The organism is Pseudovibrio sp. FO-BEG1 (genome assembly GCF_000236645.1).
In the GTDB taxonomy this organism is placed as follows: Bacteria; Pseudomonadota; Alphaproteobacteria; order Rhizobiales; family Stappiaceae; genus Pseudovibrio.
Genome location: NC_016642.1, coordinates 2,456,942 through 2,479,094, shown reverse-complemented (window position 1 = coordinate 2,479,094; position 22,153 = coordinate 2,456,942). Strand labels below are relative to the sequence as shown.

Sequence of the window (22,153 nt, the reverse complement as noted above, 5' to 3'; positions counted from 1 at the left end):
TTTACTTTGCTTTGGTTTCAAGCCCTGAAAGCGCACGCAATTGCTCCAGAACAGCTGACCAGTCCTGACGCCCTCGCCCTGCACTGCGCGCTATATTGTAGGTTTCGCGGGAAGCTGCCCCCATTGGCATCGGCACACCCACCTGATTGGCAAGATCCAGCGCAATACCCAGATCCTTGTGCGCATGGTCAATCATGAACGCGGGGCTCAGATCCCCAGCCAGCACTTTATTTGGCCACGTGGTGGTGAAGTGCCCTTTACCTGCTGGCGTTCCGCTCATGACAGACATGGCCGCATCAAACTCAAGCCCAATGGCTTCTGACAGAGCAACCGCTTCTGCAGAGAGGGTGTTGAGCGCAATGCTCATGTAGTTGTTGATGATCTTGACACGAATGCCCTTGCCCGGGCCACCTGCATCCACCATATCTGATCCCATCAGATCAAAGAGCGGCTGCGCTTTTGCAATCTGCTCTTTCGTACCACCCGCCAGAACCAGCAGAGTACCAGCAATCGCATGGTCGGACGTTCGGCCGACCGGTGCTTCCATCATGGAAAAACCAAGCTTCGCCATATCAGCAATCATCGCATCCGTTTCCAGCGGATGCACCGTGGACATATCAATCACCAGCGCGTCTTTGGAAAGCGTTGTCGCAACACCGTTTTCACCCATCAGAGTTTCACGAACCAACGCCCCGTTTGGAAGCATGGTTACAACAAAATCCGCCCCATCTGCAGCCTCTGCCGGACTGCTCGCAGCAACGGCGCCTTTGGTAACCAAGGAGGCAACAGCCTCAGGGCTGACATCATAAACACGCAGCGTATGACCACCTTTGGCCAAGTTCGTCGCCATAGGTTGTCCCATCTGGCCCAACCCGATAAATCCAACTGTTGCCATGTCTGTGCCTCATCATGGTTAGTACTGTCATTGTGTCCATTTAGTACTGAAGATGCGCAAATTACAACACATTGTGATTGTTTTTGTCCTTTTCTGGTGATAAATTTGTACATACATGAGTAATAACACGCAATATCTGGTCTATATTCGCTGTAGTTGATCAGAATCTGCGTATAATAACGGAGAGATAAATGGTCATTGCGTGCGTTGGCATCACAGTTCTGGACCGTGTTTTCAGAGTCGAGCAATTGCCCACCACCGGAGGTAAGTTTGTCGCTTCGGATTACTTTGAGATTGGGGGAGGCCCTGCAGCGACTGCCGCTGTCGCCATAGGTAAACTTGGGTATCCGGTTGATTTCATAGGCCGTGCAGGCACTGATGACGTCGCCACGACCATGATCAAGGAGTTGGCTGGTTACAATGTCAACACTCAGCATCTCCACCAGATTGCCGGTGCCAGCTCATCCTTCTCGGCTGTTTTGGTGGATGACCGCGGTGAGCGAATGATCATAAATTACCAAGGCGACCAACTCTCTCCTGAAACCGGATGGCTCGAAAAAGTTGATTTTGCGTGCTACAACTCCCTTCTGGCCGACGTCCGTTGGCATCAAGGCGCTCTTTTTGCCCTCAAGGAAGCGAAGAAAGCGGGTGTTCCTACCGTCCTTGATGGGGACGTAACCCCCCAAGATATAACGGATTTGGTGGAACTGGCCGATCATGTTGCCTTCTCTGAGCCGGGTCTGGCGAAATTCTCACAGGTTGATGACCCTGTGGCAGGGTTGCGCATTGCGCAAACGAAAACAAACGCTAAACTCTATGTTACAGTTGGTTCCGAAGGATGTTACTGGCTGGAGGGAGACGAGATCTGCCACCAGGCTAGCTTCAAAGTGGATGTAAAAGACACCACAGGTGCAGGAGATGTGTTCCACGGTGCCTTTGCCGTTGCAATTGCTGAGAAAATGGCGCCCAGAGAGGCCGTTACATTCTCCAGTGCAGTGGCCGCGCTCAAGTGCACACGTCTTGGCGGACGGGAGGGAATCCCGGATCGTGCCAGTGTTGAGGCATTCCTGAAGACTGATGCCTGAAAAAATGCTCTGGTAAACCTGCCAGAGCTTTCGTTTTGACAGAGTGATCAGCTGTCCTATACGCATTTTTGTTGTTTTCTGATCAGATATTTTGAGGCCTCTATGGTTGATACGGTCATCATTGGAAACCCGCGCCACGAGCGACTGGTGAATTACGTCAATGAAAAAGGCTATGCCAGCGTCGAAGAACTTGCCAGCGCGCTGGACGTATCAGCTCAGACTATCCGTCGAGATATCAAGAGATTAGCAGCACAAAAACTGCTCATTCGGCATCATGGTGGCGCTGGCAGATGTTCCAGCGTCGTCAACCTGGATTATGAAGTCAGACAGGTTTCCGAAACCGAAGAAAAAGAAGCAATTGCAGAAGCAATCGCAAGTTCGATTTCTGACAACAGCACTGTCTTTGTGTCCATCGGTTCAACAACAGAGATCATCGCCAACCACCTGCTCAAGCGCAGTGGCCTGCGCGTGATCACCAACAGCCTTCGTGTTGCCAACGTACTTTATAGCAAACCTGATTTTGATGTGATGGTTCCCGGCGGCAAACTGCGCAGCAACAACAGCGGCATCATCGGCACAACAGCACTGGAATTCGTCAAGAAGTTCCGCGTTGACTACTTGATCACCAGCCTCGGCTCAATCGATACGGACGGCACAATGCTGGACTATGACTTCAACGAGGTTGCCATTGTCCAGGCCGTCATGAGCACCGCCCGCAACACCTTCATCGCAGCCGACGCCACCAAGTTCTCAACCTCCGCCGCCGTAGAACTCGGCAACATAAAAGACGTCACCGCCCTCTTCACCGACAAAGAACCACCCACCGACCTAGTAAAAATCCTGAACAGCAACAACGTTCAGCTGAATGTGGTGATGTGAGATGAGTTCACTACTCCTCCCGGACGACCATTACTGAGCATGGGGCGTGGCGGACTATGCGGGCGGTGTTTGGGCCCAAGAGGTAATCTTTCAGCTCCGGGCGATGAGACGTTAGGATGATGAGATCGGCGTTAAGTTGATCGCGCATCTGCAGAATTTCATCATAAACAGAGCCGTGAGCGATTACATGTTGTCGTTTGATGTCATCACTACGAACGTACTGTGCAGTAAAGGCGTGCAAGCGCTCGTTAGCAGCTGCGCTAAGGCTGGACCTGTAGTTTTTTGGAAAGTATGAAGCGATGAGCGGGCTAACCGGCGGTACTACACTCAGAAAGTGTAGCACCGCACCATAGTCTTTTGCCATTTGGCAGGCCGTGCCAACAGCTTTTTCACTTGCTTCAGGATGGTCAAGATCTACAGGCACAAGGATATCCTTATACATAGCTCAAGGCCTCATGCTTTCTTGCGCTTTTTCTGCGACGTAACTGAAACAGGATAAGCCCAGCCAGAACAAGCAGTGTCGGGAAATAGAACCACTCTTTTGCAAATCGATTGTTTGGCTTATGTAACTCCAACACCTGCCAGTCAAAGTCTATGCCCCATTTCTGAGCTGGACTATCGAAGGAGACATCATCCACCCAAACTTGTGCTCCCTCCTCACGGATCATAAGGCCGGTTTGCTGGCTTAAGCGCTCTTCACCGGAAAGTCCCATTTCTCCAAGCGGAAAGGCCACAACCTTTCGAACAATGTCGCCGCTGAAGTTCTCCCCTTCTACAACAAGACGTAAATTGGCTCCGTCTGCAGCATTTTCTGTAACTTGCAGTATTTGGTTGGGATTCAAGTTTTCGAACGGCGGTTTGACCGTGTCTAGCAAGAAGCCGGGCCGCAACAGAGTAAACGCGACCAAAAGGAGTGCAGCCGACTCCCACTTGTAGCTTTTTGCAAAGAAATATCCCTGTGTTGCAGCGGCAAACACCAACATAGCAACCGTGGACATGGTGATGATGAGCAGTGCGTATGGAATACTGTCTACACCAATCAAAAGCATCTGCGGATTGAAGACAAAGATGAAAGGCAAAATCGCTGTGCGCAAGCTGTAGTAAAACGATTGAACACAAGTGCGCATTGGATCAGAACGAGCAACAGCAGCTCCAGCAAACGCGTCGACAGCAACCGGAGGTGTCGTACCAGACATCAGACCGAAGTAAAACACGAACAGGTGTACAGCAAACAGAGGAATAGTAAGCCCATTCTGTGCGGCCAGTGTCACCAGTGGCTGGGCCATGACACTTGCAACTACAATATAGTTAGCTGTCGTTGGCAACCCCATACCGAGGACTACGCACATCACAGCCGTAAACACCAGCATCAGGACAACATTCCCACCGGAGACTGCGTCGATGATCTGCGTCATGAGCAAGCCGAGTCCGGTGAGAGAGACAACACCAACAATAATGCCAGCTGCTGCCATCGCGATAGCAATGCCGACCATGTTGCGAGAACCTGATGTCATTCCATCCAGCAGATCATTGAAACCTCTGGCAAAGGCCTCTTTTGCTGAGTTTGTGGTCTGAGCTCTGAAGTGTTGCATCAATGGGCGCTGTGTCAGAATGACGGCAATCATAACAACAATTGCCCAAGATACCGATAGACCTGGAGAAAGACGCTCTACCATCAAACACCAGATCAGCACACCAATCGGAATAATGTAATAGAGTCCAGCCATAAGAGTTGGCTTCAACTCCGGAATTGTTACGAGGGGTGCATTGGGATCATCAATCTCAAGTTCTGGGTAACGCGCTGCAACCTTCAAGAGAATAATGTAGAGGGCAGCCACAACTAGGGCAGCCACTGGTATAGTTGCAGCCCCTGCGAGCAGTTTTAGCAAAGTTGCCAAGCCATATACTGCCCCTGCAACCACGGCGATTGCTCCAAAACCAAACAAGAAGCTCCAAAGAGCCTGACCAAGTGTACTTTGATGAAGCTTGGCAAGCACGGGCATGTTGGCTTTCACCGCTTCCAGATGCACAATGTAGAACAAGCCGATGTAGCTAATCACCGCAGGTACGAAGGCATGCAAGACCACATCATAATAGGTGATGCCAACAAACTCAGTCATCAGGAACGCAGCGGCTCCCATGACTGGAGGCATGATCTGGCCGTTGATGGAGGACGAGACTTCAATCGCACCGGCTTTTTCGCCAGAAAAGCCAATCCGTTTCATCAATGGGATAGTAAAAGTGCCAGTCGTTACAACGTTGGCAATCGCAGAACCTGAAATCAATCCGGTCAGCGCAGAAGAAACCACTGCAGCTTTCGCCGGACCGCCTCTTAGGTGTCCCAGCAGAGCAAAAGACAGCTTGATGAAGTAATTGCCTGCACCTGCCTTATCTAGCAAAGCGCCAAACAACACAAAAAGGAAGATAAATGAATTTGAGACTCCGAGTGGGAGACCGAAAACTCCCTCTGTGGTGAGCCACATATGATCTACGTACCGGTTTAGACTAAATCCTCGATGCGAAATCAATTCCGGCAAGAGCGGCCCCAGGAACACGTAGGAAGAAAAAATTAGCGCGACCACTACAAGCGACAGACCAAGAACGCGTCTGGTAAGTTCCAGAAGCATTCCAATACCAACAAGTGAAATCACCAGTTCCTGTGTTGGGCGAATACCTCCCGCCCCTTCGACAACACCTCTATAAAAAACAACAATGTACAGAGAACAAGAGGCGGCAACAATTGCAAAGAGCCAATCATAAAATGGAATGTACTTGCGTGGTGACGCGACTAATGCCGGGAAAGTCGCAAACCCAAGAAAGAGTGCAAATGCCAAATGAATAGCGCGTTGCTGTGTATCATCAATGAGTCCGATGCCTGTCGAGAATGGCAATGGTGATGCCATGTAAAGCTGATAGAGAGGCCACAACAAGCCCACTGCAAAAATGAGGTACTTTGCGAAGCCAGATGGATCACGTGCACCTGTATCATTCTCGGCAATCAAGTCTTGCAGTTCATTTTGGTGTTGTTGGTCCATTCGCCCCTCTCTGGACTAGATAAAAAGACGGACAACAGTTATTGCCCGTCTCTTTTTCGCATTTCGCTTTCAGCTAAGTTCTCGTTACTTAATCAGGCCGACTTCACGGAAATAGCGCTCAGCGCCCGGATGGAATGGAACGGAACGACCGTTCTTTACAGCACCTTCGCGCGTAACGCCGATGTAGAGGGTGGATTGCTTTTTGAAGTCTTCGAAGTTGTCGAACACTGCTTTGACCATGTTGTAGATCACTTCTTCATCCGCATCAGCAGAAGCAACAAGTGTTGCAGGCAAGCCCCAAGTTGTTCGTTCACCTTCCTGACCACGATACGTGCCGTCAGGGATGACGGAAACACCATAATATGGGAACTCTTCAATCATCTTTGCGGTGACATCATCATTCCAGTTCAGCACTTCTGCGTCACAGGTGTTTGTGGCTTCTGTAATTGAAGAAGCTGTGATGCCTGTTGTGTAAAAGAACGCGTCGATCTTGCCATCACATAATGCTTGCGCCTGCTCACGAGATGTCAAACGTGTTGCTTGACCGTAATATTCTTCAGCATTTGTCTCATAACGGCCCAAAGCAAAGTTCATGGTCGCTTCCGTACCAGAACCTGCATTGCCGATGTTCACGACTTTACCTTTCAGGTCAGCAAAGTTTTTTGCCTCTGAATCTTTGCGGGCAACTAGATGGGCAGTGTCCAAATGCAATGAAAACAAGAAACGCAGTTTGTCATTGGCACCATCTTTTTCGAATTTCGATGAACCCTTAGAAGAGTGATACTGCCAGTCAGCCTGTGCAATCGCGACGTCCATCTCTCCAGACTGAATCGAACGGAGGTTTGCAACCGAGCCACCAGTGGATTCGACAGTACAACGAATATTGTGCTCTTGCGTCTTGCGGCTTTTGTTCAGAACATTACAAATGAAACCGCCTGTTGGGTAATAACCGCCACCGATACCAGCAGTTCCAATGTTTACGAACTTACGCTCAGCCGCAATGGCCCCAGTTGCAACAGCAGCTAAAGCTCCAGCAGCAACAGTTATCTTGAAAAGATTTTTCATTGACGTCTCCTCATAATTATTTTTGCATTTATGCAAGGACCCCTCCCATGGGCCCATTTCAGAATTACGCACCGCGCCGTCTTAGGTAGGCTGCGACTTCTTTTTGCGTAGTTTGAATGTGCTTTCGCAACGTACTCACTGCACGTTCAATGTCTTCCCGAGCGCATGCTTCCAGCATTTCGTGGTGCTCACGCATTGGGCGATCCAGGCCACTGGCCTCCGTCACCTGCAAACGCATGTATGGGCCGATGCGTTGCTCCAGGTCGGAGATCATCGCCAGTAGGTGCTTATTTCCGCAAGGCTCGTATAGAAGCCGATGGAACTGCAAATTGAAATCAGACCAACGCTCAATGGCTGTTTCTGCGGCATACTCATCCAGCAGGGATCTTGCACGTTCCAAGTCACGCTCAATCATGTTTGGAATTGCAAGCTCCAACGCCCGGCACTCAAGCGCCAGTCTGATATCAATAAATTGCAGCACATCTTCTGCAGAGAGCTTACGGACAATCGCACCTCTTTGAGGGCGAAACTCCACTAATCCTTCAATCTCGAGACGACGTAAGGCTTCACGCACGGGGATTTTGCTCACTCCATGTGCAGCAGCAATTTCGTCTTGTCTTAGCGGCAGTCCGCCTTCGAGCGTTCCCTTCATGATTTTGGACTTCAAATCACGATAGATTGGGTCAGCAGCGCTACCAGCCTTGATAGGAGTGCCAAGCTCTTCTTGAGCTGAGTTCATCAAATACTCCGAATTAATACGTATTAGAAACTTGCAAAACGTATACGATTTTGTCAACATCAAATGCGTAATACCAATTATTAGGCCCACCCGGGACCTCCATTTCGGAGCACTCAGCAAGAAAAATGAACTACGACATCGTCATCATGGGCGGCGGAATTATGGGGTCTGCCGCAGCCTACTTTCTGGCTCGCAGTGGGCAAGCTGGCTCTGTGGCAGTAATAGAGCCTGACCCATCCTACAAAGAAGCCACTACCCCTCAGGGTGCGGGTGGAGTTCGCCAGCAGTTCAGTCTGCCTGAAAATATCTCCATGTCGACTTATAGCCTTGAGTTTTACAAGAACTTCGAAAGTATTATGGCGGACGTACCAGATATCCAGTCCATCAGCTTTCGTGAGCAAGGTTATCTTTTTGTTGTAGGAAAAGATGGCGAAGAAACACTGCGCAAGAATGTCGATTTGCAAAGCTCCATGGGAGTAAAAGCGAACCTTATGGACAAAGCTGAAACGGCCCGCAGATTTCCCAGCATCAATCGCGAAGATATTGCACTCACATGTTACACCCCTGATGATGGTTGGATTGACCCTTATGCTGCGCTCCAAGGTTTTCGAAGATCAGCGGAACACTTGGGGGTCACCTACATTCGCTCCAGTGTGACAAACATCCAATGTTCTAGAACGAAGTTACAGACAGTCACTTTGGCTGATGGGTCTACGGTCGGAGGTAAGTATTTCATCAATACCGCTGGCCCCTGGGCAAATAAACTGGCAGCTATGACGGGCTCATCTCTTCCCGTGGTGCCAATGTGTCGTGTTCAGCATTTCTGGAAATGTGCTCACGAACTAGAAACTCTTCCCTTAGTCAAAGATGAAAGCGGCATGTTCTTCAGACCTGAGGGGGATGGATTTGCTGGCGGGCGTCCAAGCTTTGATATTGAGCCAGGATTTGTCGATGATATCTATAGCGGTTTCTTCGCAAACTATTTCGAAGAGGTCATTTGGCCGATGATGGCCGGCCTTGTGCCTAAGTTCGAAGCCATCAAGCTGCACCGAAGCTGGGCGGGACATTACGCACAAAACTTGTTGGATGGGAACATGATCATTGGGAAGTACTCACCTGGTCATGAGAACCTCATTACGGCCTGCGGCTTTTCCGGACATGGCATAATGCATGCACCTGCAGTGGGCAGAGCCTTGGCAGAACTCGCACTCACCGGCTCCTATCAGTCACTAGACATGACGCGCATGGAAATGAGCCGTGTCTACAAGAATGAACCGTACGCCGAAATCGGCATCAAATAGTCAAGACTAAAAGAACCTAGAGAAATGACACAGCATTCAGCAGAGGTCGCCATTATTGGCGCGGGTGTTGCCGGTATCGCAACTGCTTACTATCTGGCCGAACAGCACAACATCACCAACGTACTTCTAATTGAGCAAGGCCAACCCATGGCTTTCACCTCAGCTCAATCTGGTGAGAACTATCGCAACTGGTGGCCACATCCCAGCATGGTAGACTTCACCAATCATTCTATTGATTTGATGGAGAAAATTGCGCGTGATAGCGACAACCGCTTACATATGAACAGACGCGGCTATGCTTTAGCAACACGCCGCACTCAAGTAGACGATTTGATAGATCAAGTCCGTTATGGGTACGACAATAAACGCGATGACTTAATCCGTTTCCATTCCAGGGCGGAAGGTTCGGGTTATCAGTTTGCTGAAAAGCCAGATTGGGAGATCGCTCCCGATGGCGTAGACGTAATTCAGAATCAAGAGCTTATCCGAAAGGCATTTCCTTCTTTTTCCGAAGACATTCAGACTGTCTTGCATATCCGCCGCGGCGGAGACATCTCCGGCCAGCAAATGGGGATGTATATGCTGGAGAATTATAGATCAAAGGGTGGTCGGCGCCTTACCGGGATGGTCAGACAAATCAACCAACAAGATGGCTATGTTCTGGAGATTGAAACAAGTGAAGGCCTAGTGCAGGTCAAGACTGAGAAAATAGTCAATGCAGCAGGTCCCTTTGCGGCCAAAGTTGCCGAAATGATTGGCGAGGCGCTTCCTGTTTACAATACCTTCCAGCAAAAGATAGCATTTGAGGACGTTGAAAGAGTCATCCCTCGAGAACTACCTTTTTCTATCGATCTGGACGAGCAACTCATTGACTGGTCTGATGATGAAAAAGAATGGTTGGCAAGCGACGATGAGTATAAATGGCTGACGGAGCAGATGCCTGGAGCTATCCATTGTCGACCGGATGGTGGTGACAATGGTACTTGGCTAAAACTAGGCTGGGCTTTCAACGAAACGCCCCAAGACGCTACTTGGGAACCTCAGTTAAACGATCAGTTTCCAGAAATTGTGTTGAGAGGAGCTGCGCGGCTCAATCCATCACTGAAGGCGTATTACGGCAAACTTCCCAGAAGCATGACCCACTATGGTGGCTGGTACACAATGACTGAGGAGAACTGGCCGTTGATTGGGCCTATGGGTAAAAACGGCGCTCAGAAAGGCGCATTCATGATCACTGCCCTATCTGGTTTCGGTACGATGGCCGCCTGCGCATCAGCTGATCTGGTAGCAAAATGGGTAGCAGACGATCTGAAGCCCAAGTACGCCAATGATTTCTCACTGGACCGCTATCAAAACACAACGCTTTTGGCCGAACTGAAAGAAGCAAGTAAAGGCGTTTTGTGATCTTGGTTTGCGCCTGATGGCAATAAAGAGATAACTGTTATCGAGCGACACCTGATTTAAAAGAGAATGCAGGTGTCGCAAAACTAGTTTGGTCCAGTCAGAAACTACCTTCTAAAAATCCCAGTCTTCATCCTCAGTAGCAACGGCTTTGCCGATGACGTAGGAGGAGCCGGAGCCGGAGAAGAAGTCGTGGTTTTCGTCGGCGTTTGGTGAGAGGGAGGCCATGATCGCCGGGTTTACCTGGCAGATTGTTTCAGGGAATAGGCCCTCGAAGCCAAGATTTTGCAGAGCCTTGTTGGCGTTGTAATGCAGGAAGTGTTTGACATCCTCAGTCAGACCGAGCGGATCATAAAGATCCTCAGTGTATTTGGTCTCAAGATCATAAAGGTCAAACAGCAGAGCGAAGGCGAAGTCCTTGATCTCGGTTCGCTCAGCCTCTGACAACCGCTCCAAACCACGCTGGAACTTGTAGCCGATATAGTACCCATGCACCGCTTCATCGCGGATGATCAAACGGATCAGGTCTGCAGTGTTTGTTAGCTTTGCTCGGCTGGACCAATGCATCGGTAGATAGAAGCCGGAATAGAAAAGAAAGCTCTCCAGAAACACGCTGGCGATCTTTTTCTTTAATGGACTGCTGGTCGCGTTGTACTCCTCCAAGATCAAGCGGGACTTAGCCTGCAGAAACTCGTTCTCTTCTGACCAACGGAAGGCATCATCCACCTCAGCTGTGCGGCACAAGGTGGAGAAGACAGAAGAGTAAGAGCGGGCGTGGACGGCTTCCATGAAGGCGATGTTGGTGAGTACTGCCTCCTCATGGGGTGTCACAGCATCAGCCATGAGTGCTGGAGCGCCAACTGTATTCTGAATGGTATCCAGCAACGTCAGGCCAGTAAAGACGCGAATGGTGAGTTGTTGTTCTTCTGGAGTGAGCGAAGCCCAACTTTGCACATCGTTGGACAACGGAACTTTTTCCGGCAGCCAAAAATTGGAGGTCAGGCGGTTCCAGATCTCAAGATCTTTGTCGTCCTGGAGCCGGTTCCAGTTCACCGCTTTGGTCACTGGATGAATGGCGCTATGTAAGGTCATATGAAATCCTCAGATCTTAGAGTGAACAGGCCACGCAGCCCTGAACTTCAGTGCCTTCCAGTGCCATTTGGCGCAGGCGCACGTAGTAGATTGTTTTGATACCCTTTTTCCATGCGTAGATCTGGGCTTTATTGATATCGCGGGTGGTTGCTGTGTCCGGAAAGAACAGTGTCAACGATAAGCCTTGATCCACGTGCTGAGTGGCGGCGGCATACGTATCGATCAATGCTTCTGGTCCGATCTCGTAGGCATCACGATAGTACTCCAGATTGTCATTGCTCATGAACGGTGCCGGGTAGTAAACGCGGCCAATCTTCCCCTCTTTACGGATCTCAATTTTGGAAACGATGGGGTGGATGGAGGACGTGGAGTTGTTGATGTAACTGATTGATCCGGTTGGAGGCACGGCTTGCAAGTTGCGGTTAAACAAGCCGTCCGTCATCACCGCATCTTTCAAAGCCACCCATTCCGCACGGGTTGGAATATGAATGCCGAACTTCTCAAAAAGAGCCACAACCCGCTCTGTGTCCGGAAGCCAATCCTTCTCAACGTATTTGTCGAAGAACGCTCCCGAAGCATATTGGCTGTCTTCAAACCCCTTGAAGCTAACACCACGTTCCCGAGCCATTGCATTTGAAGCGCGCAGGCAGTGATACAGCACGATGCAGAAGTAGATGTTTGTGAAGTCGATAGCTTCCGGACTGCCATAATGAATGAGTTCACGTGCCAGGAACCCATGCAGGTTCATCTGTCCAAGGCCGATGGCGTGGCTTTCATCATTGCCACGGCGCACAGATGGTACGGAGACGATAGCGCTCATTTCAGAAACAGCTGTTAACGCGCGGATTGCTGTTTCAACGGTCGAACCCAGATCTCCGCCATCCATGGCCCTTGCGATATTGAGGGAACCGAGATTGCAAGAGATGTCAGAGCCAAGGTGGGCATAGGACAAATCATCCTTGAAAGTGCTGGCCTCATTTACCTGCAAGATCTCTGAGCACAGGTTGGACATGTTAATGCGGCCAGCCACCGGATTAACCGCATTTGCAGTGTCTTCAAACAGAATGTATGGGTAGCCACTCTCAAACTGGATTTCTGCCAGCAACTGGAAGAACTCACGGGCCCGCATCTTCTTCTTGCGGATCTTCGGGTTATCGACCATCTCCCGGTATTTTTCTGTCACAGAGATTTCGGAGAATGGTATGCCGTAGACCTTCTCAACATCATGCGGCGAGAACAGGTACATTTCTTCGTTCTGTTTGGCGAGTTGGAAGGTGATATCCGGAATAACCACGCCAAGAGACAAGGTCTTGATGCGGATCTTTTCATCTGCATTTTCGCGTTTGGTGTCGAGGAAACTCAGAATATCCGGGTGGTGTGCATTCAGATAAACCGCACCAGCACCCTGGCGTGCGCCCAGTTGATTGGCATAACTGAAGCTGTCTTCCAGTAGCTTCATCACAGGCACCACTCCAGAGGACTGGTTCTCAACGCCCTTAATCGGGGCGCCAGCTTCACGCAGATTGGTCAGCAACAAAGCGACACCGCCACCACGCTTAGACAACTGCAAGGCGGAGTTGATGGAGCGACCAATGGACTCCATATTATCTTCCAAACGAAGCAAGAAACAGGAGATCAGCTCTCCGCGCTGTTTCTTACCTGCATTCAGAAAAGTCGGGGTCGCAGGCTGGAACCGATTGGAGATGATTTCATCCATCATCCACATAGCCAGGTCTTCATCACCGCGAGACAGAGCCAGCGCAGTCATCACCACACGGTCTTCGTATCGCTCCAGATAGCGTTTGCCATCAAATGTCTTGAGTGCATAGCTGGTGTAGAACTTAAAAGCGCCAAGGAACGTTGGGAAGCGGAACTTGCGTTCATAAGCTGCCACAAAAATGGCCTTCACAAAAGCAGGGTCATATTGGTCCAGAACCTCTGCTTCATAGTAGTTCTCGCGTACCAGATAAGACAGTTTCTCTTCCAGAGAATGGAAGAACACCGTGTTCTGGTTCACATGTTCCAGAAAGTACTGACGCGCAGCCTGGCGGTCAGCGTCAAACTGAATTTTGCCCTCTGCGTCATAGAGGTTCAGCATGGCGTTCAGCGCGTGATAATCAAGACCCTGTTGTCCGCTGTCCGGTTGTTCTAAGAGTGTTGTTTCCAAAATAAATCTAACCCCTGACGAACCCGCGCAATGTCTGTTTCCGTGCCAGCAAGTTCAAACTTGTAAAGGCAAGGGCAGTTGCATTTCGCGGCAATAATTGTGCCTGCATGGGCGAAGAACGCCCCAAAGTTTCGGTTGCCGGAGGCGATGACACCTCGCAGCAGGTTTCGATTGGCCGCATCATTCAAAAATCGGATCACCTGCTTGTGCACCGCCCCTCGCCCTTCGCCGTCCGCATAAGTTGGCGAAATCAGCACAAAAGGATGCGTCATCTGAGGCATAGGCTCAGAAGCACGATACGGTATGCGCTCTGCCAATAGGCCGAGGCATTCAACAAAGCGATGGGTGTTTCCGGATGGGCTTGAGAAGTAGACCAGCCCGCTCACGAGATCAGGCGAGCGCGCTTATCTTATCTGGGCGAAAACCAGCCCAGTGTTGGTCGCCAGCAACAACAACAGGGACCTGGCGATACCCAAGCTCCTGTACAGCAGCGAAAGCATCTGTGTCCTGAGAAAGGTCAATCACGTCGTAGGAGATTCCAGCGCTGTCCAGCGCGCGAGTGGTAGCGGTGCACTGCACGCAAGCAGGCTTGGAATATACGGTAATGCTCATGCTTCAAACCCCGTAGCATGGGCGAAGAGGCAGGGGATGAGAGGCCAACGCTGCGCTGGAACGCAAACGTGCCCGCAACCCAAACAGGCCCTCCGCCCGTGGTTGTTAAAATGTCCCTTGGCAGGTCTCCTGACTTCACAGCTCTGGCACAGGCTCTCTACCTTCCCGGAATACGATCCAGTGGCATAAATGAGAGCCCGCTTGCTGCTTACAGTTGCGGGGGCAGTCCCGGAATCTCACCGGCTTCCCTCTTAGCTTGCGAGTCACCCCCGCAAGAACCAAGATAGCTCATATAGTGCATTTGCGTAGGAGGCGGTCAACATATAGAAGTCTATGCACAGCTTATTGTTGTGGAATGCCGTAAGCGCCAGAGTGGCAAATGGACTGAACATACAATCTAACTTATCCAATCCAGAATGGCCCTCTCAGTAAAATTCTAACGATTGATCAACTCAAATTTGGTAAACGAACCTTTTGAACTCAGAGAAACGCATTAGTAAGATTAGCTTCAAATCATAATTCTTGACCAAACTCTGAACTATCTTAGATTTATTAATTTCCTAACAAAGCCTCACAAACAGAGTTTCAGCGAACCATGCCTCAAATCCCTTCTTTAAAAAGCATACAGGCGTTTGAAGTGGTTGTGCGGCGTCTGAGTTTTAAGGATGCGGCGGAGGAATTGCATGTAACGCCGACGGCAATCAGTCATCAGATCAAGAACCTTGAAGAGCATTTTGGGGTGGCGTTGTTCCACCGTCTGCCGCGATCTCTTCGTCTAACGAAAGAAGGGGAAATTTACGCCCCTTTTATCCGAGAAGCTTTTGAGAAGTTGAATGCCGGGTCTGCGGCTCTCTTGAATGATGACCTTGATGGTACACTGACAATTACCACCACCAACTCCTTTGCCTCAAACTGGCTTGTACCACGGCTCAAGCGATTTTCAGAGCAGAACCCATTGATTGCTGTGAAAGTTCTGGGCTCCGATGAGTTACTTATCTTTCCACAAGACAACATCGATCTGGCAATCCGATATGGCGAGTCCGATCATGTTGACTTACACGCTGCCTGGATATTGGATGATTATGTTTCAGCTGTGTGTGCCCCAGATTATCTGCCTGCATCGCCAGAGCTATCAATGCTTCAGAAAGGCCAGTTGATACAGTATGAGTGGACAGGATTTTCAGACAAAGACCCGAGCTGGGAGGGGTGGTTCAGGAGCCAAGGGTTTAGGTTTGCTCCACAAAAACCAGTCAATACGTTTTCCGAAGAGCATATGTGCATCTCAGCGGCCAGAGATGGACACGGGGTTGCTTTGGTTAGTTTGATCGCAGCAGCACGAGACCTGGAAGAAGAACGCTTGGTTGCGCCATTCGATTACTCTGTCAAAAACAAAAGCTATTATCTGGTTTGTCCCAAGTCTTCAGCTAACAGGGCGAAAGTCCAGGTGTTTCAGGATTGGCTGCTGGATGAAGCAGATATGTTTCGCGATAGCGCGATAGGTCAGCGTTTCTTTGAAAAGTAAGTGATGCCCTGAATCTCATTCAGCCGTCAGCTGAAATCTCTGATGTTGTTCTTTATTTTGTACTCAAGGTAGGACTGAGCCTGACCTTCTGGTCTCCATGAGAGAGATCAAAAGCTAATGGCAGAGGCAGTCCCATGCGGTCGCAAGATCAAATTCAAAGACTAATCAATCAATATAGTTTCACTCTGGATTCTGGGAACCTCAAAGGGTTCGCCGCCTTGTTTAAAGAGGCAAGCTGGCACTTTGACGGCTCGGAGCCAGTTCATAGCAGCAAGGACCTGTATGATCAGGTTCTAACGCGAGTCATCTTGTACGAAGACGGAACACCCCGCACCCGTCATATGACCACCAACTTGGACATACGAGTTGATGAAGAAGCTGGCAGAGCTGAGTGCCAACGATATATCGTCGTTATTCAGCAAGCCGATGACTTTCCATTGCAGGTTATCTACTCAGGTGAGTATTTTGATGAGTTTATCCGCCAGCAAAATGGGGAATGGGGCATGGAAGGCAACATGCATCAAGGAAAAGAGGCCTTGTTAGCAGGTGTTCTATCTACTGTTTTACTCCAGCCGGACGGGACACCTAAGACCCGACACATCTCTACCAACATCCAGCTTGAGATTGACAAGGAGGCCAGCATTGCAATCTGCAAACGCTATGGCCTTGTAGTACAGCAGACAGCTGACCTTCCCTTAAAGCCAATCTTCTCGGCGGATTACTTTGATACTTTTTCTAAAGTGGATGGTGTCTGGCGCTTTACGAAATGTGAGCTTAAGCGCGCATTTGTCGGAGACCTTTCACACTTGTTCTCGCAGGAACTCGCATAACTTCCGGTGCCCCCACAATCCAGAAAAGCAGACACAAGGAGACGTCTCTGATGACAACGCTTTTACAAATTGATGCCAGTATTCGGGGCAGCGAGAGTATTGTTCCGGAGTACAACTCCATTTCCCGCAGCATCTCAGCAACCTTCATGAAAGAGTGGCAACAGCACAAACCAAATGACACAGTGATTTGTCGTGATGTTGGTAGACATCCACCGGACCATATAACTCAGGATTGGATAGCAGCGGTTTTCACTGCCCCAGAAAACAGGAGTGACACACAAAATGCATTACTTGCTCAGTCAGACAACCTGATTGCTGAATTGGAGCAAGCCGACATCATAGTCCTGTCTACTCCGATGTACAATTACGGCATGCCAGCTGTTCTAAAGGCTTGGTTTGATCAGGTAATGCGTATCAACAAAACTTTCAGCTTTGACCTGGCTCGTGGTGATTATCCGATTGAGCCAATTTTATCTGGCAAAAAGTTGGTTGCGATCACGTCTTCAGGAGAGTTCGGATTTGGGCCTGGTGGTATTCGTGAAAGTCGGAACCATCTCATGCCGCATATTAGAACCTTAAAAGGATATCTTGGGGTTGATGAACTGTTTGAAGTCGCAGCTGAATACCAAGAGTTTAATGACACACGACATAAGACCTCCGTGCAAGATGCGCATGCAAAAGCGAGAGATTTGGCCGCAAAGCTTGCTTTACTGTACTAGAGGTTCAGTCTAAGCAACAGCCAAAAACTAAACCCACCATCTGGTGGGTTTAGAGCTGTCAGTTCCAGAAAAGATCGTGTTTGCTCTTCACTCAGACCCAACTTGCTGAATGTGAAAAGTGTCTCTGAGCTCATCACCTTCTTTCAAGGCGCTACCAAGCGTATGCAGGTGACCATAATTGACGTAAAGCTTGCCTTTCACGACAACTCCAGTGGTTGGGTAAACATCACCCATTTTGAATGCTTGCCCTATGGATGCTGAGCTCCAGTCATCATCAGAAACGAGTTGGAACACCGTGTTGGAGACAATTCCAGAAGCACGATTGGTGATTGCGATAAGCTCATCAGGACCAGTCAAAACGAGGCCATCGGTACCAATGAGTGGCTGAGGCAATGCTACTTCAGTGAAGGCTGATGGATCATTCAGAGGGACTTTGAAAAGCGAACCATCACTTTTCTTGGCCACAAGAAGATATCCATTCTTATGATATTGTATCCCGTTCAAATTAAACCCGTCACCAAGAAACCTCTCATGGGAAAGAAACACGCTGGCTTTGCCAGATGGCGTAACTTTGTAAATGGATGCAGCCAGGCTATCCGTAATGTAGGCATTGCCATCCGCATCGACTGTTAGGTCATTTGCAAACTTTTTCTCAGCAGGCTTGAGATCTGACAAATCAATGAACTTTAGAGGGGCGCCCGTTGCTAAATCGTAGATCCCCAAGGACACTGATGCGAACTTATCTGAGGGAGCGCTGCGCGTTGCGACACCATAGTCAGAGCTGTTGACCAGCAATCGCCCTCTTTCTGCATCAACGCGAACTCCAACAACAGAACGAAGGCGTTCATCATCAACCAGACGAGTTGTTGTCCCATCCTTGTTAAGTGCGATAACTTCGCCTTTTCTTATTGAGCCAAGTAAAAATCGCTCACGCTTTGCATCATATTCCAGCCCTTCAGGGTAAAGCGCTTTGCTTTCTACGGAAATCCCAACACTCTCTTTTGCATCAAACTCCAAAGTCGTCTGTTGGGCTACCGCTGACGAAAACATTAAGAGAGATAGAGCAGATACTCTCCATAAAGTACGGATACTGTTTCTCATGGAGTGTTACCTCATGTTGTTGCTCGTTTATGCTCATGAGGCTAAAGACGCAAGCTACCGCCCACAAACTCGTTTAATTCATGCCGAAGCTGAAACAACTCGTTGTGAAGACTGCATGTAGTGGAGATGTGTGACCAATTGCGGACTCTAGTTTAACTGCTTAGCAGTCTCCCTTAGGTTGAAGCATCAACCTCAGATTGATTTGGCTAAGCTAGATGGCGAATGTAACTACTGGTCATTTATCGTTTCAATTAACAGTGACTACTATTCACTATGGATGAGTAGATGGATTGGCCGTCTTAGATTCCCGCTCGATTTCTGGAACCAAAAGCTAAAAATAGTGAAATTATTAAAGGTTTGCAATAGAGTAAAGTCAGTCGGGGCTTATGTTGCGTTGTCTAAGTTTATACCAGAGTACTGCGCGATGTAATGCCACCGGTAGTCTCATCAGGCCAGTTAGCAACCACCAAAATGATTCATAAATGGCTATTGTCTGTTCAGCTGATGCTTGCTTACAATTTGCACGTTCTGGGAAATGCTCATGACGCAGCAATTCGTGCCTAAAGAGAAGTGATCGCAGGGGTCTAGTTATTCGCCAACTTGGTGAGTTAGTTAGGCGTGCAAGGTTTTCTTCTAATGTACTATCTGTGGCAGTTTTCTTACCTGTGAGAAGATTGAAGTAATGTGCTTTGGAGCGGTTAACTTCCTTCCACTTTGCAGTAAAGCCTAAATTGGAAAGCCAATCGCTCTCCTTGAATGTGTCTTTATTGCGGAGAACCTTTGTATGCTGCGTAAGCAGTTTTTGATTGCGGATGATTGCCTTTGAGATCCGATACACATCAGCATTCATGCGATCTGGGTTTTCAAGTTCTCTTAAAAGACGTTTCTCAAATCCTGCTCTATACTTGAAGTGAAGCAGATGGCCACATGTGTCGCTTAACGGAACTGGGGTACACAAGTGCGTTGACCGAAGATATTGGAAGTCTGATTGCCAGTAAACAAGAGGTATCTTGTAAGATCTTACAAGATAGTTCTTTTTGCCAGATAGCTCAGCTCTGACTGAAGAGCGAAGTTCGAAAAAGGGGAAAGCCAGCGACGATCCTGTATGAAACTTGGAAAAGGGAACATAGTTGGGCGTATTGGCAATGAGCTCATCTAGATCCATTGCACATTTAGGCGCACTTGTAAGATCATCACAAAAAAAGTCTATCAAAGGAGCATAAAGTGCAAATGCTAGCTCGTTTTGTAAAATGCTCGTTGTACCATCCATTGTTGGTTGAGGAAGTAGCAGAAACTCATCCGCGTCTACAACTGTTGTCCATTTATCCTTACAGTACCTACAGCCAATCTCATTGACCCAATCAACTCCAGCGTTTGCTTGCGGGTAGCCACCATTTTTTTCATAGAGTTGGACATCACCTTGTTGATGTAAAAACTGCAAAGAACCATCTGAACTCCCTGTATCAATAATGTAAAAGCAAGTAATTCCTATTGAACGATAGTGATGTAGAAATGCTGGCAAGACATCAGCTTCGTCGCGCATTACGCAGATCAATGGAAAATCTGTTTGGGTGGAGCTACTAAAGTGTTTACTAGGTCTCAAATTTTTACCCTAACAAAATTACGTGCCTTTCGTATTACCGAACTTATTTTCCCAGGCCTATAAGACATTTTTGCCGTATTTTTTTGACTTCCTATGCGCTGCGATGCGTCAGACCGTAGTAAAAATAGGCTTTTATCTTCAACATCCATACTGTTCGAAAACGGTAATACCTGCTTAAAATCAGCTTCTTCCTTATTCTGATTTTTCAACTTCATACTGTCTGAACTTTGTCGATAGTAATACAATGGATCAGGGTAATAAGATACTTTCCACCGATCAAGGATTAGTCGATTGTAAAACTCGATGTCATCTTTTCCAACTCGATATCCTTCAGAGTACCCTCCTGAAGCAGAGAAAACGGTCTTCTTAACAAGACATGTTGCATCTCCAACGACATTCACCCTCGTCGCCCATGCCTTTGCAGGACCTACAAATCGTATTTGTGTCCCCAGTTTACCGTTGGGGGAATAAGGTTCCCCATCACCACTAAAACGTAGTGAGCTGCAAGTTATGCAATCAAGATCCGCGAAAGTTGCTGCATTCACAAGCTTTTCTACCATTTCAGGCATCATGATATTGTCGTCATCGAAGAATAGAAGATAGTCGCCTTTTGCAACTTGAGCAGCTTTATTCCGTGCTGCCCCTACGTATCGATTCTCCTGATAAAGGATGCTTAATGACTTATCCTTGTATCTTTGAGCAAGGATCTGAAGTGTTTCACGTGCGAGCTTTGAACGACTACCATCATCGACGACTATCACCTCCAGGCTTCGATAGGTCTGTCGTTCAATGCTTTCTAAAGCTTGAGTTAGAAGATGGGGTCTCTCAAAATGAGTGATACAGATGCTAACCTGCGGGTGCGTGTCTTTCCTAGTTGTGGCTGTCTTTGCTGTCGAGCGGCTTTGCTGGTGCCATCCTCTCCAGACTGCCAGCGATCTCTTTAACCTGTTATGTTTCTCAGCTGGAGCAGGGAGGCGTTTTGTATAACGTTCAAGACGGTCTGCTAACGACAGATGGTGTGGCTCAAACAGGACTTCATCGCGAGAGACTTCCTCGATTAGTTCGTGTGTCCCGCCTGTATTTGCGGCAATAAAGGGAACTCGCGCAGCTAAGCATTCGTAAACAGCCAATGGAGAATTTTCCAGCAAAGACGGAATTACTGCTAATCGCCCTTCGGCACTTAAGTACTCGACGGCTTGAAGAGCATTATAGTTCGTTTTGAATGTGATTTTGGTTCGCCAATTCTTGCTGTTTTGCAGAATGAATTTTTTAGCATCAAACCGATGAGAATAACCACCAAGGAAAGTGATCGGCGGAATTGAAATACCTTTTACAGCCAGAGCATTGAGAGCATTGACAAATAGTAAAATGCCTTTGCGAGGTTCTAATCGACCAAAAAATACCCATTCACCCACATGAGAGTATTGTTTTCTAGTCACGCTGTTGAGATCTTCCAGAAACACGTTGGGCCAGTAAAAACTTCTTGCAGGAAGTTTATAAAGGTTCCGATGCATCCAGTTCAGAAGATGTTGACTGCCGCAGATGAGAGTGTCAGCCATTTCCACGCTCTCTCGTTCCATGAAAACCCAACCAAGTTGACGGTATTCTTCCAGAAACTGCGAGTTTCCCTCCGCAGCCCAAAGTGTTGGAGACGAGCCTTTGACAACGAAGTGTAGGTTGAGGAATGCAATACCAAGTTTCTTAGCTAATAACGCTACGTAACCCAAACCACGCCATTCTGAAACATGCACCATATCAAAATGGTTTTCGTGCTCTCGCAACCATTCATAGGCAGCATACGGAGGCGCCATAGTCTGAGCCATCTCAGTTTTTGCAAGAACCTGAGGAGCTACAGCGGAAAACTCAATGTCATACTCTGAAAAGAAATCGCGCGCGGCGCGCATTTTTTGCTGGTTCTTAGCGTGACCATTCACAAAGCAAATAGTTACGTGGTGCCCAATACGTTTTAAAAACACAGCCAAATGGAAATATGCGGTGCCAATGCCCCCATTTTTAATTGGTCCGAAGATATCAGCAGTTATAATGCAAATGCGTTTATTGGCCATTGGGGCAGTCGCATTTATGTCCTGCTGTAGTTCGACCATCC

The 22,153-nt window shown here is 48.5% G+C and carries 19 protein-coding genes and 1 riboswitch; of the genes, 7 read left to right on the top strand and 12 right to left on the bottom strand.

Going from position 1 to position 22,153, the window contains the following annotated elements; all coding sequences use genetic code 11:
- Window position 1 precedes the first annotated feature (1 nt).
- The gene (gene yihU, locus PSE_RS11415) at window positions 2-895 is read right to left on the bottom strand and encodes a sulfolactaldehyde 3-reductase (protein ID WP_014285006.1); all 894 of its coding nucleotides are present in this window, start codon (window positions 893-895) and stop codon (window positions 2-4) included.
- 191 nt (window positions 896-1,086) lie between these two features.
- On the opposite strand from yihU, the gene PSE_RS11410 reads away from it, so the two are divergent.
- Together PSE_RS11410 and PSE_RS11405 are read left to right on the top strand one after the other, a co-directional pair.
- On the top strand, window positions 1,087-1,980 hold the full coding sequence (locus PSE_RS11410; RefSeq protein ID WP_014285005.1) for a sugar kinase: 894 nt from the start codon (window positions 1,087-1,089) through the stop codon (window positions 1,978-1,980).
- A gap of 102 nt (window positions 1,981-2,082) precedes the next feature.
- Complete coding sequence (locus tag PSE_RS11405) at window positions 2,083-2,859, top strand: DeoR/GlpR family DNA-binding transcription regulator (RefSeq protein WP_008547099.1); 777 nt, start codon at window positions 2,083-2,085, stop codon at window positions 2,857-2,859.
- Window positions 2,860-2,869: 10 nt separating this feature from the next.
- Here PSE_RS11405 and PSE_RS11400 read toward each other — a convergent pair whose 3' ends face one another.
- The 4 genes from PSE_RS11400 to PSE_RS11385 form a co-directional block, all read right to left on the bottom strand.
- Window positions 2,870-3,301, bottom strand: coding sequence for a universal stress protein (locus tag PSE_RS11400; protein ID WP_041768356.1), 432 nt, complete (start codon window positions 3,299-3,301; stop codon window positions 2,870-2,872).
- Window positions 3,294-5,894, bottom strand: coding sequence for a TRAP transporter permease (locus PSE_RS11395; protein WP_014285004.1), 2,601 nt, complete (start codon window positions 5,892-5,894; stop codon window positions 3,294-3,296). The genes PSE_RS11400 and PSE_RS11395 overlap by 8 nt, the downstream gene beginning before the upstream one ends.
- Before the next feature lie 84 nt (window positions 5,895-5,978).
- On the bottom strand, window positions 5,979-6,959 hold the full coding sequence (locus tag PSE_RS11390; protein ID WP_014285003.1) for a TAXI family TRAP transporter solute-binding subunit: 981 nt from the start codon (window positions 6,957-6,959) through the stop codon (window positions 5,979-5,981).
- A gap of 64 nt (window positions 6,960-7,023) precedes the next feature.
- Window positions 7,024-7,698, bottom strand: a complete 675-nt coding sequence (locus tag PSE_RS11385) for a GntR family transcriptional regulator (RefSeq protein WP_014285002.1) — start codon at window positions 7,696-7,698, stop codon at window positions 7,024-7,026.
- 125 nt (window positions 7,699-7,823) lie between these two features.
- On the opposite strand from PSE_RS11385, the gene PSE_RS11380 reads away from it, so the two are divergent.
- Together PSE_RS11380 and PSE_RS11375 are read left to right on the top strand one after the other, a co-directional pair.
- Complete coding sequence (locus PSE_RS11380) at window positions 7,824-8,999, top strand: FAD-binding oxidoreductase (RefSeq protein ID WP_014285001.1); 1,176 nt, start codon at window positions 7,824-7,826, stop codon at window positions 8,997-8,999.
- A gap of 24 nt (window positions 9,000-9,023) precedes the next feature.
- Window positions 9,024-10,403, top strand: coding sequence for an FAD-binding oxidoreductase (locus PSE_RS11375; RefSeq protein ID WP_014285000.1), 1,380 nt, complete (start codon window positions 9,024-9,026; stop codon window positions 10,401-10,403).
- A gap of 111 nt (window positions 10,404-10,514) precedes the next feature.
- Here the strand turns inward: PSE_RS11375 and nrdF are convergent, their stop codons facing one another.
- From nrdF to nrdH, 4 genes are read right to left on the bottom strand one after another with little or no spacing between them, the layout of a single operon-like run.
- Window positions 10,515-11,492, bottom strand: a complete 978-nt coding sequence (gene nrdF / locus PSE_RS11370) for a class 1b ribonucleoside-diphosphate reductase subunit beta (RefSeq protein WP_041768355.1) — start codon at window positions 11,490-11,492, stop codon at window positions 10,515-10,517.
- A gap of 16 nt (window positions 11,493-11,508) precedes the next feature.
- Entirely contained in the window at window positions 11,509-13,659 is a 2,151-nt protein-coding gene (nrdE, locus tag PSE_RS11365) for a class 1b ribonucleoside-diphosphate reductase subunit alpha (protein WP_014284998.1), read from the bottom strand.
- Window positions 13,641-14,045: a class Ib ribonucleoside-diphosphate reductase assembly flavoprotein NrdI gene (gene nrdI / locus PSE_RS11360; RefSeq protein WP_014284997.1), complete on the bottom strand. Its 405-nt coding sequence runs from the start codon at window positions 14,043-14,045 to the stop codon at window positions 13,641-13,643. Before nrdI ends, nrdE begins: the two co-directional genes overlap by 19 nt.
- 4 nt (window positions 14,046-14,049) lie before the next feature.
- Window positions 14,050-14,271, bottom strand: coding sequence for a glutaredoxin-like protein NrdH (gene nrdH, locus PSE_RS11355; protein ID WP_008549371.1), 222 nt, complete (start codon window positions 14,269-14,271; stop codon window positions 14,050-14,052).
- A gap of 101 nt (window positions 14,272-14,372) precedes the next feature.
- A riboswitch (cobalamin riboswitch) is annotated at window positions 14,373-14,569 on the bottom strand.
- A gap of 297 nt (window positions 14,570-14,866) precedes the next feature.
- Here nrdH and PSE_RS11350 point away from each other — a divergent pair.
- The 3 genes from PSE_RS11350 (at window position 14,867) to PSE_RS11335 (ending at window position 17,342) form a co-directional block, all read left to right on the top strand.
- Entirely contained in the window at window positions 14,867-15,793 is a 927-nt protein-coding gene (locus tag PSE_RS11350) for a LysR substrate-binding domain-containing protein (RefSeq protein ID WP_014284995.1), read from the top strand.
- 134 nt (window positions 15,794-15,927) lie between these two features.
- Window positions 15,928-16,623, top strand: a complete 696-nt coding sequence (locus tag PSE_RS26695) for a nuclear transport factor 2 family protein (protein WP_051125905.1) — start codon at window positions 15,928-15,930, stop codon at window positions 16,621-16,623.
- Between the two features lie 50 nt (window positions 16,624-16,673).
- Complete coding sequence (locus PSE_RS11335) at window positions 16,674-17,342, top strand: FMN-dependent NADH-azoreductase (protein WP_014284993.1); 669 nt, start codon at window positions 16,674-16,676, stop codon at window positions 17,340-17,342.
- Between the two features lie 87 nt (window positions 17,343-17,429).
- On the opposite strand, the gene PSE_RS11330 is transcribed toward PSE_RS11335, so the two are convergent.
- The 3 genes from PSE_RS11330 to PSE_RS11320 all read right to left on the bottom strand — a co-directional run bounded on the left by PSE_RS11330 (window position 17,430) and on the right by PSE_RS11320 (window position 22,151).
- The gene (locus PSE_RS11330; RefSeq protein WP_014284992.1) at window positions 17,430-18,359 is read right to left on the bottom strand and encodes an SMP-30/gluconolactonase/LRE family protein; all 930 of its coding nucleotides are present in this window, start codon (window positions 18,357-18,359) and stop codon (window positions 17,430-17,432) included.
- A gap of 457 nt (window positions 18,360-18,816) precedes the next feature.
- Window positions 18,817-19,986, bottom strand: coding sequence for a glycosyltransferase family 2 protein (locus PSE_RS11325; protein WP_014284991.1), 1,170 nt, complete (start codon window positions 19,984-19,986; stop codon window positions 18,817-18,819).
- Window positions 19,987-20,042: 56 nt separating this feature from the next.
- Complete coding sequence (locus tag PSE_RS11320) at window positions 20,043-22,151, bottom strand: glycosyltransferase (RefSeq protein ID WP_014284990.1); 2,109 nt, start codon at window positions 22,149-22,151, stop codon at window positions 20,043-20,045.
- Between the last annotated feature and the right edge of the window lie 2 nt (window positions 22,152-22,153).

Bases quoted from the DNA above. Each gene is read 5' to 3' on its own strand.
- PSE_RS11385 (WP_014285002.1), bottom strand. From the start codon at position 7,698: ATGAACTCAGCTCAAGAAGAGCTTGGCACTCCTATCAAGGCTGGTAGC.
- PSE_RS11320 (WP_014284990.1), bottom strand. From the start codon at position 22,151: ATGGTCGAACTACAGCAGGACATAAATGCGACTGCCCCAATGGCCAAT.
- PSE_RS11380 (WP_014285001.1), top strand. From the start codon at position 7,824: ATGAACTACGACATCGTCATCATGGGCGGCGGAATTATGGGGTCTGCC.
- nrdH (WP_008549371.1), bottom strand. From the start codon at position 14,271: ATGAGCATTACCGTATATTCCAAGCCTGCTTGCGTGCAGTGCACCGCT.
- nrdF (WP_041768355.1), bottom strand. From the start codon at position 11,492: ATGACCTTACATAGCGCCATTCATCCAGTGACCAAAGCGGTGAACTGG.
- PSE_RS11390 (WP_014285003.1), bottom strand. From the start codon at position 6,959: ATGAAAAATCTTTTCAAGATAACTGTTGCTGCTGGAGCTTTAGCTGCT.
- PSE_RS11335 (WP_014284993.1), top strand. From the start codon at position 16,674: ATGACAACGCTTTTACAAATTGATGCCAGTATTCGGGGCAGCGAGAGT.
- PSE_RS26695 (WP_051125905.1), top strand. From the start codon at position 15,928: ATGCGGTCGCAAGATCAAATTCAAAGACTAATCAATCAATATAGTTTC.
- PSE_RS11405 (WP_008547099.1), top strand. From the start codon at position 2,083: ATGGTTGATACGGTCATCATTGGAAACCCGCGCCACGAGCGACTGGTG.
- yihU (WP_014285006.1), bottom strand. From the start codon at position 895: ATGGCAACAGTTGGATTTATCGGGTTGGGCCAGATGGGACAACCTATG.
- PSE_RS11375 (WP_014285000.1), top strand. From the start codon at position 9,024: ATGACACAGCATTCAGCAGAGGTCGCCATTATTGGCGCGGGTGTTGCC.
- PSE_RS11410 (WP_014285005.1), top strand. From the start codon at position 1,087: ATGGTCATTGCGTGCGTTGGCATCACAGTTCTGGACCGTGTTTTCAGA.
- PSE_RS11395 (WP_014285004.1), bottom strand. From the start codon at position 5,894: ATGGACCAACAACACCAAAATGAACTGCAAGACTTGATTGCCGAGAAT.
- PSE_RS11400 (WP_041768356.1), bottom strand. From the start codon at position 3,301: ATGTATAAGGATATCCTTGTGCCTGTAGATCTTGACCATCCTGAAGCA.
- PSE_RS11350 (WP_014284995.1), top strand. From the start codon at position 14,867: ATGCCTCAAATCCCTTCTTTAAAAAGCATACAGGCGTTTGAAGTGGTT.
- PSE_RS11325 (WP_014284991.1), bottom strand. From the start codon at position 19,986: ATGCGCGACGAAGCTGATGTCTTGCCAGCATTTCTACATCACTATCGT.